This is a genomic window from Catellatospora chokoriensis (genome assembly GCF_011297315.1).
Classification (GTDB): domain Bacteria; phylum Actinomycetota; class Actinomycetes; order Mycobacteriales; family Micromonosporaceae; genus Catellatospora; species Catellatospora citrea.
Genome location: NZ_JAAOTI010000010.1, coordinates 66,215 through 83,132 on the forward strand (window position 1 = coordinate 66,215; position 16,918 = coordinate 83,132).

General features: G+C 72.2%; 13 protein-coding genes. 9 read left to right on the plus strand and 4 right to left on the minus strand.

The window, feature by feature from the left end:
• Window positions 1-30 precede the first annotated feature (30 nt).
• A complete protein-coding gene (gene eccE / locus HAV39_RS16510; protein WP_191840108.1) occupies window positions 31-1,875 on the minus strand; it encodes a type VII secretion protein EccE in 1,845 nt (614 codons plus the stop codon).
• Window positions 1,876-2,017: 142 nt separating this feature from the next.
• On the opposite strand from eccE, the gene eccB reads away from it, so the two are divergent.
• From eccB to HAV39_RS16525, 3 genes are all read left to right on the plus strand, one after another.
• A complete protein-coding gene (gene eccB, locus HAV39_RS16515) occupies window positions 2,018-3,394 on the plus strand; it encodes a type VII secretion protein EccB (protein ID WP_191840109.1) in 1,377 nt (458 codons plus the stop codon).
• A gap of 155 nt (window positions 3,395-3,549) precedes the next feature.
• Window positions 3,550-3,870 carry a WXG100 family type VII secretion target gene (locus tag HAV39_RS16520; RefSeq protein WP_191840110.1) on the plus strand — a complete coding sequence of 107 codons (321 nt, stop codon included), beginning with the start codon at window positions 3,550-3,552 and terminating at the stop codon, window positions 3,868-3,870.
• 37 nt (window positions 3,871-3,907) lie between these two features.
• Window positions 3,908-4,204: a WXG100 family type VII secretion target gene (locus HAV39_RS16525; RefSeq protein WP_120317863.1), complete on the plus strand. Its 297-nt coding sequence runs from the start codon at window positions 3,908-3,910 to the stop codon at window positions 4,202-4,204.
• 193 nt (window positions 4,205-4,397) lie between these two features.
• Here HAV39_RS16525 and mycP read toward each other — a convergent pair whose 3' ends face one another.
• On the minus strand, window positions 4,398-5,636 hold the full coding sequence (mycP, locus tag HAV39_RS16530) for a type VII secretion-associated serine protease mycosin (RefSeq protein ID WP_191840111.1): 1,239 nt from the start codon (window positions 5,634-5,636) through the stop codon (window positions 4,398-4,400).
• 206 nt (window positions 5,637-5,842) lie between these two features.
• Here mycP and HAV39_RS16535 point away from each other — a divergent pair, with 206 nt between their 5' ends.
• Window positions 5,843-7,906: an SseB family protein gene (locus HAV39_RS16535; protein ID WP_373311791.1), complete on the plus strand. Its 2,064-nt coding sequence runs from the start codon at window positions 5,843-5,845 to the stop codon at window positions 7,904-7,906.
• On the plus strand, window positions 7,906-8,268 hold the full coding sequence (locus HAV39_RS16540; RefSeq protein ID WP_191840113.1) for a hypothetical protein: 363 nt from the start codon (window positions 7,906-7,908) through the stop codon (window positions 8,266-8,268). Before HAV39_RS16535 ends, HAV39_RS16540 begins: the two co-directional genes overlap by 1 nt.
• A gap of 13 nt (window positions 8,269-8,281) precedes the next feature.
• On the opposite strand, the gene HAV39_RS16545 is transcribed toward HAV39_RS16540, so the two are convergent.
• Window positions 8,282-9,211: an alpha/beta fold hydrolase gene (locus tag HAV39_RS16545; protein ID WP_191840114.1), complete on the minus strand. Its 930-nt coding sequence runs from the start codon at window positions 9,209-9,211 to the stop codon at window positions 8,282-8,284.
• Window positions 9,212-9,362: 151 nt separating this feature from the next.
• On the minus strand, window positions 9,363-10,610 hold the full coding sequence (gene nhaA, locus HAV39_RS16550) for a Na+/H+ antiporter NhaA (protein WP_203736313.1): 1,248 nt from the start codon (window positions 10,608-10,610) through the stop codon (window positions 9,363-9,365).
• A gap of 116 nt (window positions 10,611-10,726) precedes the next feature.
• On the opposite strand from nhaA, the gene HAV39_RS16555 reads away from it, so the two are divergent.
• The 4 genes from HAV39_RS16555 to HAV39_RS16570 all read left to right on the plus strand — a co-directional run bounded on the left by HAV39_RS16555 (window position 10,727) and on the right by HAV39_RS16570 (window position 16,844).
• On the plus strand, window positions 10,727-11,839 hold the full coding sequence (locus HAV39_RS16555; RefSeq protein ID WP_191840115.1) for a C45 family autoproteolytic acyltransferase/hydrolase: 1,113 nt from the start codon (window positions 10,727-10,729) through the stop codon (window positions 11,837-11,839).
• A gap of 340 nt (window positions 11,840-12,179) precedes the next feature.
• On the plus strand, window positions 12,180-14,570 hold the full coding sequence (locus HAV39_RS16560) for an immune inhibitor A domain-containing protein (RefSeq protein WP_373311796.1): 2,391 nt from the start codon (window positions 12,180-12,182) through the stop codon (window positions 14,568-14,570).
• Between the two features lie 119 nt (window positions 14,571-14,689).
• On the plus strand, window positions 14,690-15,145 hold the full coding sequence (locus HAV39_RS16565; protein ID WP_191840116.1) for a hypothetical protein: 456 nt from the start codon (window positions 14,690-14,692) through the stop codon (window positions 15,143-15,145).
• A gap of 187 nt (window positions 15,146-15,332) precedes the next feature.
• Window positions 15,333-16,844, plus strand: a complete 1,512-nt coding sequence (locus tag HAV39_RS16570) for a vanadium-dependent haloperoxidase (protein ID WP_203736314.1) — start codon at window positions 15,333-15,335, stop codon at window positions 16,842-16,844.
• The last annotated feature ends 74 nt before the right edge of the window (window positions 16,845-16,918 follow it).

The window sequence follows — 16,918 nt, forward strand, 5'->3', positions numbered from 1 at the left end:
GCCCCGGTGCGCACCCCCCAGCCTAGCCGGTCAGCGTCCGTTCTGCTGGGTCGCGTTGATCAGCTGCTGCTCGTAGCCGGTGGTGCTCAGCGCCGCCCAGCGCACCGAGCGGCGGTGCACCACGCCGATCATGCCGGGCTGGGCGCGGGACAGCCACGCCTCCTGGTCGCGGCTCAGCCCCAGCACGGACACCGCGACGGCGGCCTCGGCCGGCTGCAGCGGTTGCAGCAGCGCGAGGTCGGCGCGGCCGAGCACGTCGACGTCCACCGGGGACAGGTCGTCGCGCACCACCAGGGTGCTGTGCCAGGGCGTGCCCGGCGTGCGGTCGGCGGCGACCGGGCCCGCGTCGACGATGCTGAGCAGCGGACGCAGCGGCGTGCCGGGCGGCACGTTGACCGGGCCGGGCGCCATCACGGCCAGCGGCGCGCCGGAGCCCAGCCCGCGGCTGAACGGCTCCCACGCCCACGGGCGGGTCGTCTGGACCAGCACGTACGCCCCGAGGGCCATGGCCCGCACGGCCACGATCTGGGCCACCGCGACGCCGCCGATCAGGACGGCCCGGGTGGCCTCCGGGCGGAACAGCCGGAAGGAGACCGGCTCGCTGTGCCGGTTGACCCCGATCATGAGCCCGCTGCCGCCGTACGGCGTGGCCAGCGCGGCGACCGCGGCCGGTCGCCGGTTCACGCCGCCGCCCCCGCCCGCGCCGAGTTCGACGGGGCCGGGTCCGGCCAGGGGCAGGGTGGCGATCAGGCCGTCGAACTGCTGCCCGTCCAGGCGGCGGGCGTGGGCGTGCTCGGTGGCCAGCAGCTGGCGCAGCGCCGTGCCCGCGTTGCCGAGCGAATTGTGGTCGGGTGCGGTGAGCCGCACGGTCAGCTCGGCCTGCACGGTCGCGCCGCCGTCGGCCCAGGGGCCCGCGGCGAGCGACACCGACACCGTGGTGGCGGGCAGCCGGAGCAGGCGCGGCAGCAGCGCGTGGGCCGGGTCGGGGTGCGGCGTCGGCCAGCGCTCCACCGCGTACGAGCTGGCGTAGAGCCCGCCGATGTGCAGCGCGGACCAGCCCTCCTGGGCGGGGGCCGCGCCGTTGTGTCCGGCGGCCTCGGCCAGCGCCCGCAGCGCCGCGACGTCGCCGAGCAGCCGGTGCGGCACGTCGCCCAGCTTCGCGCGGACCTTGCGCACCGCGCCGGTCAGCGCGCGCTGCAGGTCGGCCTCCTGCCAGCCCTCGGCCCGGCGCACCCGCACCGCGAGCACGGCACGCTCGTTGGCCAGCAGGCGCCCGCCGGACAGCTGGCGGTAGGACGACGCCGCGGGCGACGAGCCGTTGGCGGCGTTCGCGTGCAGCAGCAACTGCAGTCGCACCGGCGGGGTGTCCGCGCCGGGCGCGGGCAGCAGCGCGGCCGGCGACGGCAGCGGGTGCCAGGCGCGGGCCGGCATCACCGCCTGGTCGCCGAGTTCCAGCAGCACGCACATGCCCTCGGCATCGGTGACCGCGGCGCAGGAGACGCCCTCGATGTCCAGCGTGGACAGACGGCTGCCCGGTGCGGCCGCGGCCAGCAGTTCGGCGGCGTCCCCGGTGGGCTCGATCCGGCGGCGTCGGCCGCGGTAGCGCAGGTAGACGGCGGTCCACTCGGACAGCCAGCGGCCCCGCCAGCGGCCCCAGGCCAGCACGATGAGCGCGGCCGCCACCGGCACGGCGGGCAGCAGGTAGCCGACCCCCGCCTGCGTGGCGGCCACCAGCAGCACCAGTGCCAGTTGCACCGCGACGATCTGGCCGCTGCCGAGGCCGAGGAAACGCCTGGCCGGACGCGGGTGCGCCGCCGGTGCGGCCGCTGCGTCGGCGGTGTGCGCCGTCGGCCCGGTAACCGTGTCGACCGTCATCGCGATAGCCTCCCCTAGGCTCCAGCTAGTGGCGGCCCCGCGGCCCGCCCGGCGGCGGATCGCCGAGGACAACCCAACAGCTGAACCGCCGCACTTCGCCCGGCTCATGGTAGAGCCGCAGGCTGACCCGTGGGGAGGGCCCATGCCGTCGAGACAGGACCAACTGCACTCGTACCAGTTCACGGTGCAGCGTGTGGTCTCGGCGCTGGTGATGCGCGACACCGATCCGGCGCAGGCGCCGTTTCGCCGCGCCGCCGGCGCCACCCTCGCCAGCATCCTGCTGGCCGTGGTCATCGCGGCCGGATACGGGGTGTACGGGGTGTTCAGCAACCGCGGCGACACCGGCTGGCAGGCCGACGGCGCGGTCATCATCGAGGAGGGCTCGGGCGCGCATTTCGTGTACCGCGACGGAAAGCTGCACCCGGCGCTGAACCTGACCTCGGCGCTGCTGGCCTCCGGCGCGGCGCAGCCGAAGGTGACGACGGTGGCCCGCAAGTCGCTTGTGGACGTGCCGCGCGGGCTCACCGTCGGGGTGGTGGACCTGCCGGACTCGCTGCCGGACCCGGACGCCCTGCTCGGGCTGCCGTGGTCGGTCTGCTCGGCGACCGCGTCGGACAAGCCGGCCTCGGTGCTGGTGGTGGGCGACACCGTGCTCGCCGGCAAGGGCCGGGTGATGGGCGGCGACGAGGCGCTGTTCGTGCGCGCCGGTGAGGCGATCTACCTGCTCTGGCACGGCCGGCTCTACAACGCCGACGCCGACGAGTACGCCGACCTGGCCGGCGGTGCGCAGCCGGTGGCCGTGCCGGCCGCGTTCGTCAATGGCATGCCGCAGGGGCAGCCGCTGGACGAGCCGCGGATCGGCGACCCGGGCGCGACCTCGTCGGTCAAGGAGCTCAAGAACGGCCAGGTCATCAAGATCAAGGGACTGGACGGCAAGTCGCTGCAGTACGCGGTGGTCCGCGCGGACGGCCTGGCGATGATCACACCGGTGCAGGCCGCGCTGCTGCTCGGACGCTACCGCCAGCAGCACGGCATCGGCCGGGAGATCGAGATCGACCAGACCGAGCTGGCCGAGTACGACAACTCGCCCGACAGCCTCGTCCCCGACGCCGGCGACCCGCGTCAGCCACCGGCGAACATGCCGACCATCGCCACCTACGGCCAGGGCGCGCTCTGCGCGGTGGTCCGCGACGACGCGGGCACCACCGAGGTGCGCGCCGAGGTGCCGCTGGACCTGGCCGGGCGCATCGCGACAGTGGGCCGCAGCGCCGAGGGCGGCGCGTACGCCGACTACGTGCTGGTGCCCTCCGGCCGGGGCGCGATCGTGGCCGCGGGCACCACGTTGAGCCTGGTCACCGACCAGGGCGTGCGCTACGACGCGGCCCGGCCCGACGTGCTGCCGATGCTCGGCTACCAGGACCCGGTGCCGCTGCGGCTGCCCTCGTCGCTGGTCGACCTGGTGCCTCCGGGACCCGGCCTCGACCCGCAGACGGCGTCCGCGCAGCTGGCTCTCGGCTGATCCGCCACGACCCGGGTTATCCACAGGCAGCGGCTCCGGGCTGGCACGAGTCGACGCGGGACGCTACCGTCACCGAGACAGGCGCACCACCACCAATGCTCCGCATAGGACGGTGGATGTGTAACTGCACAAAGGGAATGGGGTGACGTACGACAATGGCGGAAACCGCCTCCGAAGCCGCGATCATGGCCGCGACCGCAGGCAAGTTCGACTCGGCCAACGACGACCTGCAGACCATGCTCAGCCGCTTGCTGAGCGAACTGGAGATGCTGCAGACCAGTTGGGTGGGTCGCGCGGGCAGCTCCTTCGAGCAGGTCAAGATCGCCTGGTCGCAGGACCAGAAGGCCCTGCACCAGGCGCTCGCTGAGACGTCGAAAGCGATCCGCACGGCAGGCCAGGAGTACAGCCGCGCCGACGAGGAGCAGGCAGGCCGGGTGGCCTCCAAGAACACCGGCGGCGTCTCGCTGAACCTGTGAGCGCGGCAGACCACGGACCGAAAGGGGGAGGACCGATATGAGCAACGGCGAGAGGCTCGTCGTCAATTTCGCCTCGCTGCACGAGGCGAGCGGGCACATTCAGACGGCGCTGGGCAAGCTGGAGACCACGCTGAGCCAGCTGGAGAGCGACGCCGGACCGATGGTGTCCACGTGGAGCGGCGCCGCGCAGACGGCGTACCACGAGCGCCAGGCCAAGTGGCGTAAGGCCGCGGACGAGCTGTCCGTCATGCTGCGCGACATCAAGGGCGCGGTCGACGAGGCCGCCGTCCAGTTCAAGGACGCCGAGGACCGCAACACCCGGCTGTTCCACTGACCCACGTCGCCGTGGCCCGGGGCAGCTGACAGCCGCTGCCCCGGGCTGCGCGCGTGTTGGCGATCAGGCCGCTGTCCCGGCAGTGGGCCACGACCGCACCGGTGCTCGTGACCGGTGCCTTTCAGCCCCCGGCAGCCTTTCAGCCCCCGGCAGCCTTTCAGCCCCCGGCAGCCTTTCAGCCCCCGGCAGCCCGTCAGCTCCCGGCCGCCCGCCAGCGGCGGCGGATGCCGTTGGGCAGCGCCACGGCCAGCGCGAGCACCAGGCCGGCCAGGATCACTCCGACGCCCGCCAGCCACCGCGCCTGCGAGCGCTGCTGCGCGGCCCGGTCGGCGGCGGCCTCGGCGGCCGGGTCGGCCGCCCGCGGCGCGAGCACGGCCGGGGTGACCCGGGCGGTGCCGTCGAGCACGTCGGTCACCGCGCGCACCGGGTTGAGGATGCCCACGCCGTAGTCGTCGCTGCGACGGCCGCCCGGCGCCGGGTCGGCCGTGGCCTGCAGCCGCTGCCGCACCTGCGACTCGGTCAGCGCCGGATACGCCTGGCGGACCAGCGCCGCCGTGGCGGCCACCATCGGGGCGGCGAAGCTGGTGCCGCTCTCCTTGCCGTGCCCGTGCCCGGGCCGCGCCACGGTCACCTGGTCGCCGGGGGCGACGAGGTCCACGTACGGGCCGGTCTGCGAGGCCTGCAGCCGCTGTCCCGCCTCGTCGATCGCGCCGACCCCGAACACGTTGTCCCAGGAGGCGGGATACGGCGTCGGGTTGCCCTTCTGCTTGGCGTTGCCGACCGCCGCGATCACGACCACGTCGTGCGCGATGGCGTCGCGGATCGCGTCGCGGAACTCGTTCAGCTTGTTCGGGGCGGTGTCGCCGTAGCTCAGCGACAGGTTGATCACGTCGGCGCCCTTGTCCACCGCGTATCGCACCGCGGTGGCCATGTCCTTCACGTCGGCCTGGCGGGCGCTGGTCGAGTTCTCCTGACCGCCGAGCTGCTCGCTCACCCGGATCGGCAGGATCTGCACGCCCGGGGCGATGCCGCGGAACTCCACCCCGGCCACCGGCTTCGCGGCGATGACGCTGGCCACGCCGGTGCCGTGGCCGACGCAGTCCTGCCGCCCGTCGGTGCCGCCGCCGGGCAGCATGTCTCGCCCCGCCAGCACCTGCCCGCGCAGTTGCGGGTGTTCCCTGTCGACCCCCGAGTCGAGCACCGCCACGACCACGCCCGACCCGTCGATGCCGCGGGGCAGTGCGGACAGGTCCCAGCGCTGCTGCGGCCACGGCTTGGCGGCGATCACGTCCTTCACCGTGCGGTCGACGCTCGGGCACGGGGCCGCCGCGGCGGCGGGCGCTGTCGCGATCCCGACGACACCGAAGCCGAACACCACGCTGAACGTCACCGTGCGGGCCGCGAAGGCGACCGTCGGCCGGCTGCGGTGCATGTCGCCTCCCCAGGCTCGTGCGGGTCGGCCACGTCACGCACGGGCGGGTGACCGCCGTGCCGCCGCTGCGCGGTTTCCCGCGTGGCTGAGCCCCGGCGCAGATGCTACTGGAAGGTGCCGACCTAGACTGCTGGTTGCGACACGCCTACGGGGCGCAAGGTAAGTTGTGTCCCAGTACTCTCGCGGCAGCAGGAGGTGAGCGCGTGATGGGTTGGGAGCCGGCCACCGATACCGAGATCGCGCTGCGTGACGCCCTGCGCGCAGCGGACCAGGAACTCTACTTCCGCATCCTCGGCCGTTCGGAGTTGCTGTTGCCGGTCGCCGGCGACGCGGCAGCGGCGCGCGGTCCAGCGGGCTGGGGCACCTGGACCGCGGAGAACCGCACCCACGTGCTGGCCTTCACCTCGTCCGCGGCGCTGCGCGCCTGCCTGGCCGAGCACGCCGGTCCCGCCCGACGCGTGCCGTTCCAGGAGCTGGCCTCCTCGTGGCCCAACCACGAGTGGTGGCTGGCGGTGGACCCGGGCCTGCCGATCGAGGGATACCTGCCGGCCTGGTTCGTCACCCAGCTGGTCCGCGGCGACGTGCGCATGCCCGGTCCGCCCGCGGTCGCCCGCGGCAGGCTCGAACGGCTCGAAGCGCTCGAGCGCGCCAAGGCGGCCAGGACCGCGCCGCCGGTGCAGCCACGCGGCCCGCAGCCGCCCGCATACGACGCGCACGCCGACGAGGACCTGATCCTCGACGCCGAGGTGATCGACGTCGAGGAGGTGCGGCCGGTGGCCGCGCCGCAGGTGTACACCCCGCTGGCGCTCGAGTCGCCCGCCGTGTCGCCGGTGCCGACCATGCAGCCCGGCGGCCGGTTCTTCCCGGCAGACCCGGCGTTCTCCGCCGAGTCGAACTCGCCGGCTGCCGCGGCACACCAGCCCACCCCGCCGGCCGCCGTGCCGCCGCCGGCCGAGCCCGCGCCCGCTGCGCGGCCCGGTGAGGGATCGCTGTTCGAGCCGGTCTCCGCGTCCCCGCCGGTCGCCGTGCCTGCCCCGACCCCGCCTGCCGGCTGGACCGTGCCGACCGAGGGGTCGCTGTTCGAGCCGGTGTCCCCGGCGTCCGCCGGGCCTGCCGGAATCCCGGCCGAGGGGTCGCTGTTCGAGCCGGTCTCCACGCCGTCGACCGCCGCGGTCCCGCCCGCCGCTGAGCCCGCCCCGGTCGCCCGGTCCGGCGAGGGGTCGCTGTTCGAGCCCGTGTCCGCGGCGGTGACGATGCCTGACGTGCCCGTGCCGCCGGTCCGGGAGCCGGGGCCGCGGCACGAGCGGCCGAGCGGGCCCGAGGACGACTTCACCCCGTCGAACTCCGTCGAGGAGCAGCTGCTCGAAGCGGCCGACGCGGGCAATACCGACGCCTTCCTGTCCACGTTGCTGCTCGCGACGGTGCTGGTGCCGGTGCCGGGCGGATCGAGCGCGCCCAGGCCCGGCGAGCCCGGATACACCTGGCAGCCGCGCGACATCGACGGCGAGCCGCACATCGTGTGCTACACGTCCACACAGACGATGCCCGAGCCGGTCGAGGCGGTGCCGGTGCGCTTCGTCAAGCTCATCGCGGCGTGGCCCGACCCGGCCTGGTCGTTCGCGGTCAACCCGGGCACCGCGGTCGGCGCCAGCCTGCCCGGTGACCAGCTGCTGGAGCTGGCCCGCTGGGCGACCGAGATGGGCCTCGGCGGCGACGAGGGCGAATCTGCCGTGACCGCGCCGACGGCGGGCGCCGCGCCGCCGCCGGCCCGCCGCGATCCGGAGATCACCGAGATGCAGAAGGTGATCGCGCCCAGCCAGATCGGCTACTACCTCGACCGGGGTTACGACCGGGTCTCCGGGTTCGTGCACCGCGCCCGGGAGGTGGGCCACCTGCGCGGCCCCCAGGCGCTGCGCAGCGCGCTCGGGCTCAGCTGGACGGGTTCCCCGTTCACGGCGGACGACAAGGAGATCTACGTGCTGCGCTGGCCGGCCTACCGGCCCAGCCTGTACCGGATCCCGTACGGCGGGCAGCACGAGGTGGCGATGAAGGCCATGGAGGGCTGGGTCATCGAGCGTGCCCCCTTCCGCGGCAACGGCTTCGCGCCCGGCGACAGCACCGAGATCATCGCCGAGTTCAAGGTGGACAGCGCCCGGCTGCCGCACGGCGCACGCCTGCTCCGGGTGGACGCCGACGGCAAAGAGGAGATGGTCGCGGTGCTCGACGCCGACGGGCCGCGCTGGCTGCGCACCGACGGGGGCGAAGAGTAATGCGCGACGGCTACATCGCCCGCTACCTCGGCCGGGAGTACGAGGCCAGCCCCGACGGCGACACCGTGCGCCTCTACCGTCCCGAGCCCGCCGAGGGCTTCGAGGAGGTCCGGCCCGGGCGGCACGTGCGCGTGGTGCCCGTGGCCGAGGTCGACGAGCTGGCGTACGTGCGCAGCGTCTGCAACTGGCGCGGCCAGCCCTTCATCGTGCTCGCCGAGCACGAGGCCTGGCTGCGCGTCGAGTACACCGGGGGCAAGGCCCCCGTCGCCGCCGAACTCGGCCTTGAGGAGTTCGACTACGGGGTCTACCAGGGCTGGGCACCCAAGCAGGAGGTCACCGACCTCCGCGAGACCCGCCTCTGACCCACCCGGCCGGTCACTTGGTCCAGCGGATGATCTCTCCGGCCACCAGGTCGGGGCGTTCGAGATGCGGGAAGTGGCCGGTGTCCTCGAGCAGCCGCCATTCGTAGTCGGCCAGGACGTAGCGGCCGGAGCCCTGGGCGGTCGCGGGCAGGGTGATCGGGTCGAGGGCGCCCTGCAGCTGCAGGGTCGGCGAGACGATCGGCTGGCGGATCGCCCGCAGGAAGCGGTAGCCGTGCAGCCGCAGCGTGGACCGGAACGCCCAGCGGTAGGCCTCCATGGCGCAGAACGCGGCCTGCGGGATGCGGATCGCCTCGCGGTACCGCCGCTCGTACTCGGCGTAGTCGGCGGTCTCCCGGAACGCCGGGGACGACCAGGCCCGCATCAGGCCTCCGGCCAGCGCGGCGTTGTCGCGGGTCAGCACGTGCTCGTAACGGGGCAGCTGGAAGCGCAGCAGGGTGCGCCCGGCGCTGCGCTGCGCGGCGTTGGCGACGAGCGCCGAGCGCAGCCGCAGCGGGTGCGCCGCGCCAAGCACCACCAGCCGGTTCACCAGGCGCGGGTGCAGCGCCGCCGCGGACCAGCCGACCAGGCCGCCGGCGCCCGCGCCCACGACCGTGGCATTGCGCTCGCCGAGCGCGCGGATCAGGCCCACCACGTCCGCGGCGAGCGTGAATCCGTCGTACCCCCGCGGGGGCTTGTCGGTCGCGCCGTAACCGCGCAGGTCCACCGCCACCGCCCGCAGGCCCGCGCCCGCGAGCAGGGGCAGCTGCCGGTGCCACGCCCACCAGAATTCGGGGAAGCCGTGCAGGAGCACCACCAGCGGCCCGGTGCCCTGCTCCACGACGTGGAACCGGCTGCCGTTGGCGTTGACGAACCGGTGCGTCCACGGCCCCTCGTCCAGGACGCATGACTCGTCCACCGAGGTGTTTCCGGCCCGCTCGCTCATGCCTTCTCCTCGCTGCGCTCGTCGCAGGCATGGCTACTGAGCCAGTTGATTCGCTCGCTCCGCTCGCTCATGCCTTCTCCTCGCTGCGCTCGTCGCAGGCATGGCTACTGAGCCAGTTGATTCGCTCGCTCCGCTCGCTCATGACTGCAGGCTAGCGTGCGCGCACCCGGACCTGTCTGCGCAGCAGGGCCGCGGCCAGCAGGGATGCGATCAAGGAGCCGAGCAGCACCGCGCCCTTGATCCGAGACCGTTGCTCTCCGTAGTCGAAGGCCAGCTCCGCGATGAGCAGGCTGACCGTGAAACCGCATCCGGTGACCACCGCGACCGCGACGAGGTCGCGCCATTCCAGCGCCTCGGGCAGCTGCGCCAGCTTCGACCGCACCGCCACGGCCGCACCGAGCAGCACGCCGACGGTCTTGCCGACGACCAGGCCGAGCAGCACGCCGAGCGAAGCCCGGTCGGTGAAGATCGCGCCCAGCGCGCCGGCGCTGATCGCGATGCCCGCGGAGAAGAACGCGAACAGCGGTACGCAGATCCCGGCGGAGATCGGCTGGATGCGGTGCTCCAGCGCCTCGGCCGGTGACTCGTGCTCGCCGGGATCGGGTTTGACCCGGGTGAGCAGGCCGACGGCGACGCCCGCGATGGTGGCGTGCACGCCCGAGGCGTGCACCAGGGCCCAGGCGGTGAGCGCCAGCGCCAGGTAGAGCCACCAGCCGCGGAAGCGGAACTGCTGGAGCAGGCCGTACACCACCAGCACGGCGGCCGCGCCGAGCAGCGGCAGGAACGCCACGTGCGCGGTGAAGACCAGAGCGATCAGCAGGATCGCACCGAGGTCGTCGACGATGGCCAGGGACAGCAGGAAGACCCGCAGGCTGGGGGGCAGGTCCCGGGCGCAGATCGCGAGCACGGCCAGCGCGAACGCGATGTCGGTGGCGACCGGCACGGCCCACGCCTCCGCACCGCCGGGTGCGCCGAACGCGATGAGGAAGCACAGCAGGGCCGGGACGACCATGCCGCCGATCGCGCCGGCGATGGGCAGCGCGGCCTGGCGGGGGTTGCGCAGCTCGCCGACGACCAGTTCGCGTTTGAGTTCCAGCCCGGCGACCACGAAGAAGACGGTGAGCAGGCCGTCCTGGGCCCATTGCGCCACCGACAGGTTGAGGTGCAGCGACTGCGGTCCGAAGGTGTACGCGCTGAGCCGCTGGTACGCGTCGGCCAGCGGCGAGTTCGCGATGATCAGCGCCAGCGCGGTGGCGCCCAGCAGCACCAGGCCGCCGATCTGCTCCGTACGCAGGAAGCGCACCACCTCGGCGGCGGCGCTGCGGGCGGCCTGGGCACGACGGCGCTGCATCCGCTTCTGGCGCGGGCTGGCCTTCGGCCGGGTCCGGCTGTCTCCCATGATCCGGATACTACGGTTCCGGCCGGGCACGTACCGGAAGGTTCGCCGTGAAGCGGACCTTGTCGGCGGGTTTACCCGCTGGCGTGCCGCGGGTGGGTGCGGCAGAGTGGCCGGGCATGAACACCCCCTTGACCGTGGTCGACGTGCACGGCGCCCCCGAGGAGATGGGCACGGCATACGGCCGCGCCGCCGCCGAACTGATCAACCTCAACGTGACCGCCTACCTGGGCCGGTTCGCCCGCGCCGCCGGGCTCGACCGGGCGGCGGTGAGTGAGCGGGGCGCGGCGTTCCGCGAGGCGACGCGGACCCACCTGCCCCGGCTGGCGGCGATGCTCGACGGGGTCGCCCGGGGCGCGTCCGTCGCGACCGAGCTGATCTACGCGATCAACGCCCGCTCCGAGCTGCTCTACGGCGCGCCCGCCTGCGGCTCACCCGGTGACGCCGGTGACCGGGGCGAGTGCACCAGCCTGGGCGTGCTCGGTCCGCGCAGCGACGGCGGTCGCACCCTGCTCGCGCAGAACTGGGACTGGCACCCCGACCACCGCGACTACAACGTACTGCTGATCACCCGGGACGAGCGCGGTCACGAGGTGCTCACGCTGACCGAGGCGGGCATGCTCGCCAAGACCGGGCTCAACTCGGCAGGGGTCGGGGTCTGCGTCAACCTGCTCGGCTGCGACCGCGACGGCCGGCCCGGCGGGGTGCCGTACCACGTGCTGCTGCGCTCGGTGCTGGAGGCGGACTCGCTGTCCTGGGCGATCCGCAACGCGATGCGCGTGCCGCGTTCGGCCTCGATCAACCTGCTCATCGGGCAGGCGGATCCGGCCGGTGGCGAGCTGATCGACCTGGAGCTGGTGCCCGGCGACGCGGGCTGGCTGCACCCGGTGGACGGGGTGCTGGTGCACGCCAACCACTTCGAGACGGGCCTGCCGGTGTACGACACCATCAAGGACTGGGGCGGCTCGTCGCTGTTCCGGTCCGCGCGGGCACGCCGGCTGCTGGACGCGGTGCCGTCGCCGCTCACTCCCGCCGACCTGCGGGCGGTGCTGCAGGACCATCACAGCCATCCGGTCTCCATCTGCCGTCATGCCGATGAGCGTGATGCGGAGGAGGATCGCTCGGAGACGATTTGGACAGTGGTCATGGAGCTGGAGGAGCGATTCATCCGTCTCGTGCCTGGACCGCCTTGTACGGGTGGGGAAGGAACGACTTACTCCCTGCTGTCGTAGGTGCAGGCCATTCGGGTCACCTTGATCGACCTGGATGGGCGATCGGTCCGGCTTAAGCCCGGCCGCCCAGTACGTACGGGTCGGGATGGTCTCGTCACTCTGTGATGGACAGTCGGGAAATCTGATTGCAGTCAAGGTGATGACAGCGATGCCGAGTTATGCAAGGCTGCTTTCACAATCGACGACCCGGCAGCTCGGTCCACTCTGTCAAGCACCGCCGGCGTCGTCTGCGGCAATACCGGCACATCGCGAGACCGTTCGCGGTGCTGTTGACCCTCCCCATCCACAGGAGGGCATTCGGTTTCCCCCAACCCGGAGGTTATTGGTGCGAAAACTCATGGTGGGCCTGCTCACCGTGCCGCTGGGAATGGGTCTGAGCGTCGCGCTCAGCCCCAGTGCCATCGCGGCTCCGGTGGCTACCGCGCCCACTGCCACAGCCAACACTGCGATCCCGTCCGACGAACTGCCCAACCCGCTGGAAGACAAGCGGCGTGAGCTCCGCGAGCAGGCGCTCACCGGTGTGCTCACCGGGCAGATCTCGGCCGAACAGCGTGGCGCGAGCACCGTTGCCAAGGTCGGTCAGACCAACGGGGCGACCGCGCTCGGCGGCAAGGTCAACGGAAAGCTGTTCGGCAAGCGGAACCAGTATGTCGAGCTCGCCCGTGAGACGACGGACCGCGTGTTCGTCATCCTCGCCGAGTTCGGCGACCAGCGTCACCCGAGCTACCCCGACCAGGACACCGACCCGGGCACGCCGGGTCCGTCCCGGTTCAACGGCCCGCTCGTGAACCAGATCGACGAGCCGAACCGGGCCGTCGACAACTCGACCAAGTGGCAGCCCGACTTCAACGCGGACTACTTCCGCGACATGTACTTCGGGACCGGCAACGGCGTCGAGTCGCTCAAGACCTACTACGAGGCCCAGTCCTCGGGTCGGTACAGCGTCGACGGCACCGTCACCGACTGGGTGAAGGTTCCGTACAACGAGGCTCGCTACGGCCGTTCCAACGGCTTCCCGTGCACCGGCAACGTCTGCAACAACACGTGGCTGCTGGTCCGCGACGCCGCCAACCAGTGGGTTGCCGACCAGAAGGCGGCCGGTCGCACCGACGCGCAGATCGCGGCGGAGCTCGCCACGTTCGACGTGTGGGACCGGTACGACTTCGACGGCGACGGCAACTTCAACGAGTCGGACGGCTACATCGACCACTTCCAGATCGTCCACGCCGGCGGCGACCAGGCCGACGGTGACCCGTTCCAGGGTGAGGACGCCATCTGGAGCCACCGCTGGTACGCGTTCCAGTGCGGCAACTGCACCACCGGCCCGGCGAACAACATGCTCGGCGGCACGCAGATCGGCACGAGTGGCCTGTGGATCGGCGACTACACCATCCAGCCCGAGAACGGCGGACGGAGTGTCTTCTTCCACGAGTACGGCCACGACCTCGGCCTGCCGGATGACTACAACGTCGTGAGCGGCGGCGACAACAACAACGAGCACTGGACCCTGATGGCGCAGAGCCGTCTGGGCGCCAAGGGCGAGCAGTGGATCGGCGACCGGGCGGGTGACCTCGGTGCGTGGAACAAGCTGCAGCTCGGCTGGCTCGACTACCAGTCCGTCAACGCCGGTCAGACCAAGCTGGTCAACCTCGGTCCGCAGGAGTACAACACGGCCAAGAAGCAGGCCATCGTCGTGAACCTGCCGAAGAAGACGGTCGTCACGCAGCTCGGCGCGCCGTTCGCGGGCCAGAAGCAGTACTTCTCCGGCAACGTCGACGACCTGAACGTGGCCATGACCCGCCAGTTCGACCTGACCGGACGGTCGTCCGCGGCGCTGTCGCTGAAGGGCCGGTACGCCATCGAGGCGGGCTTCGACTACCTCTACATCGAGGCCTCCACGAACGGCACCGACTGGACGGCGCTCAACGGCACCGTCAACGGTGCGAACTTCACCCTCGACGGCGCCGGCATTCCGGCGATCGAGGGCACCAGCAACAACGCCTGGGTGGACGTCAACGTTCCGCTCACCGCGTACGCCGGTGCCCCCGTCCAGGTGCGGTTCCACTACGTCACCGACGGTGGTGTGTCCGAGGGCGGCTTCTTCGGCGACGCGATCACGGTGACGGCCGACGGCGCCGAGATCTTCGCCGATGGTGCCGAGGCCGACGCCGGCTGGACGCTCAACGGCTTCCAGGTCGTCGGTGCGACCAGCGAGAAGCAGTACGACCACTTCTACATCGCGGGTTACCGGTCGTACACCTCGTACGACAAGTACCTGAAGACCGGTCCGTACTACTTCGGGTGGAACCCGCCGGGCACCCCGGCGCTCCCGGACAAGGTCGACCACTACGCGTACCAGGAGGGTCTGCTCATCTCCTACTGGGACACGTCGTACGCGGACAACGACACGTTCGACCACCCGGGCAGCGGCCGTAACCTGATCATCGACGCCCACCCGGAGACCCTGTACCGCGTGCCCGGCACGCCGTGGCGCTCGCGCGTCCAGGTCTACGACGCGACGTTCAGCCTCAACAAGGCTGACACGATCAAGCTGCACCACGAGGGTGTCCAGTACACCATCAAGGGCCAGAAGGCGCAGCCGCTCTTCGACGACACCAAGACCTACTGGTTCGCGGACCAGGAGAACCACGGCGTGAAGCTGCCGGCGGTCGGTGTCCAGATGCGGGTTCTGCTGCAGAACGGCACGTCGATGGCGGTGCTGGTCTACTGACCGGCTAGCCGTTGATCGGTAAACGAGTGGTGCCCGGGGAGACGGTCCTCCCCGGGCACCATTTTCTTCCGCTCCGTGCGCACCCCGCGGCGGCCGGAGCCGTCGTGAGGAGAACAACGATGTTCCGAACCGCCGCCCTGCTCGCCTGCCTCGCCGCCGCCACGCTCGTGGCGGGCTGCGGCGACAGTGCCGCACCGGCACCGTCGCCGGTTCCCGCGGCGGAGGGTCCGCCGACCCCGTGGCCCACGCCGACCGGCACCGCAGCACCGAGCCAGAGCCCCTCGCGCACGCCGGGGCTGACGCCGACCGCGGCACCCAGGACGCTCGCCCCGCCGAAGTCCCCTACCGACCCGCAGCCGGCCGACTGGGTCGTCGGCCGGATCACCCGCGGCGGCACCGGACCCTGCTACGGCCTGGTCACCGACGACGAGCGGCGGTTCGCGCTCCACAGCACCGCGGGCACCGTTCTGAAAGAGGGCGACCTGGTGCGGGTGCAGTTCGCCCGCATCACCCCGAAGATCGACTGCGGCCCGGGTGTCAACGTCAGCATCGTCAAGGTCCAGCCCGTCGGCTGACCCGCCGCAGCGCTGCTCGGGCAAGGGCCTACCCGCGAGGGCAGGCCCTTTCTCGTACGCGGCTGAGTTGCGGTCCGTTATGGAGTGGTTACCGAAGCGGTCGGAAATCCCCGGAAAGGGTCCCTAGGGTACGGGCATCAATGGAAATGCGTGCTCTTCCATGGCGCGCACAACGGGGAGGTACGACGTGAAACGGCTGCGAAGCCGGGGGCTGCTTGCTGCCCTCACACTGGTCACCGCGGCGGTCGGCGCCGGAATCGGCCCGGGCCGGGCGGCATACGCGGCACCGCCCGCGGACCACACGATCTACTGGAACCAGGTGCTCCTGCGCACCTACCGCGAGGTCGGTGGCGCACCCGGCCCGCTGGCCAGGGCGGGGGCGATGATGCACGCCGCCATGTGGGACGCGGCCAACTCGGCCCGGTGCCGCCCGGGTGCCACCGCCAATCCGCCGCTGGACACCTGCCTCGGCAAGAAATACCTGGTCAACGTCACCACGGTGAAGTACGCCGGCGCGCCCGCACCGGTGATGGACACCGCGATCGACTACGCGGCGGTCACGGTGCTGCGCGCCCTCTACCCGGCGAGGAGTTTCGACGCCGACCTGGCCACCGCCCAGCAGGGCGTCGGCGCCGACAACAACCAGAAGGAAGCCGTCTACATCGGGCAGCAGGCCGCCGCGGCGATGAAGACGGCACGGGCCGCCGACGGATCTGCCGACACCACGCCGTACCCCGACGGCACCGTGCCCGGAGCGTGGCGCAGCACCGGCTCCGGTGCGGCCGCGACGCCCCACTGGGGTGGGGTCGCCCCCTTCAGCCTGACCTCCGGCGCGCAGTTCCGCCCGCAGCTGCCCCTGGGCCACCCGGACTACGCCGGCCTGCTCGCCAGCCCCGGCTACGCGGCGCAGGTGAACGAGGTCAAGAGCTACGGCTCGGCCACCTCGACCACGCGGACCGCGGACCAGACCCAGCTGGCCTGGTTCTGGGCGAACGATCTCGACGGCACGTACAAGCCGCCGGGTCAGCTCTTCGCCCACACGGCCATCCTGGCCCAGCTCCGAGGGCTGTCGACGGCCGCGAACGTGCGGCTGTTCGCCCTGGTGGCGATCGCCATGGCCGACGCGGGCGTCGCCTCCTGGGACGCGAAGTACCGCACGGCGGTCGACCTGTGGCGGCCCGAGTCGGCGGTGCGGCTGGCCGACACCGACGGCAACGCCGCGACCGAGGCCGACCCGGCGTGGCAGCCGCTGTCGGCGACCGCCGCCGGAGTGCACTTCAGCCCGCCGTTCCCGGCCTACATCTCGGGCCACGCCACCTTCGCCGGCGCCTGGGCCGGCGTGATGCAGGCCTACCTCGGCACGGACACGGTGACCTGGACCGCCACCACCGAGGACCCCCACGCGCTCGGGGTGACCCGCACGTTCACCAGCATCTCGGCGGCTGCCACCGAGAACGCGCTGAGCCGGATCTACCTGGGCGTGCACTACCGGATGGACGCCGACCAGGGCCTGGCGACCGGTGCGAGCGTGGCGGCCCACGTCTACGGGCACGAGCTCACCCGGTGGCAGCAGTACGGCCTCTACAGCGACCTCGGCGCCTGCACCGGCACCGGGGCAGACCTGGTGCTGCAGGGGCAGTACGAGGAGTACAAGTGCGTCGTCAACGTCAACGAGACGGCGATGCTGTACGTGCGGTGACAGTGCTGGATCGAAGCAGGGGCGGCCCGCATCAGCGGGCCGCCCCTGACGGTGCGGCGGTGCGGCGGTGCGCG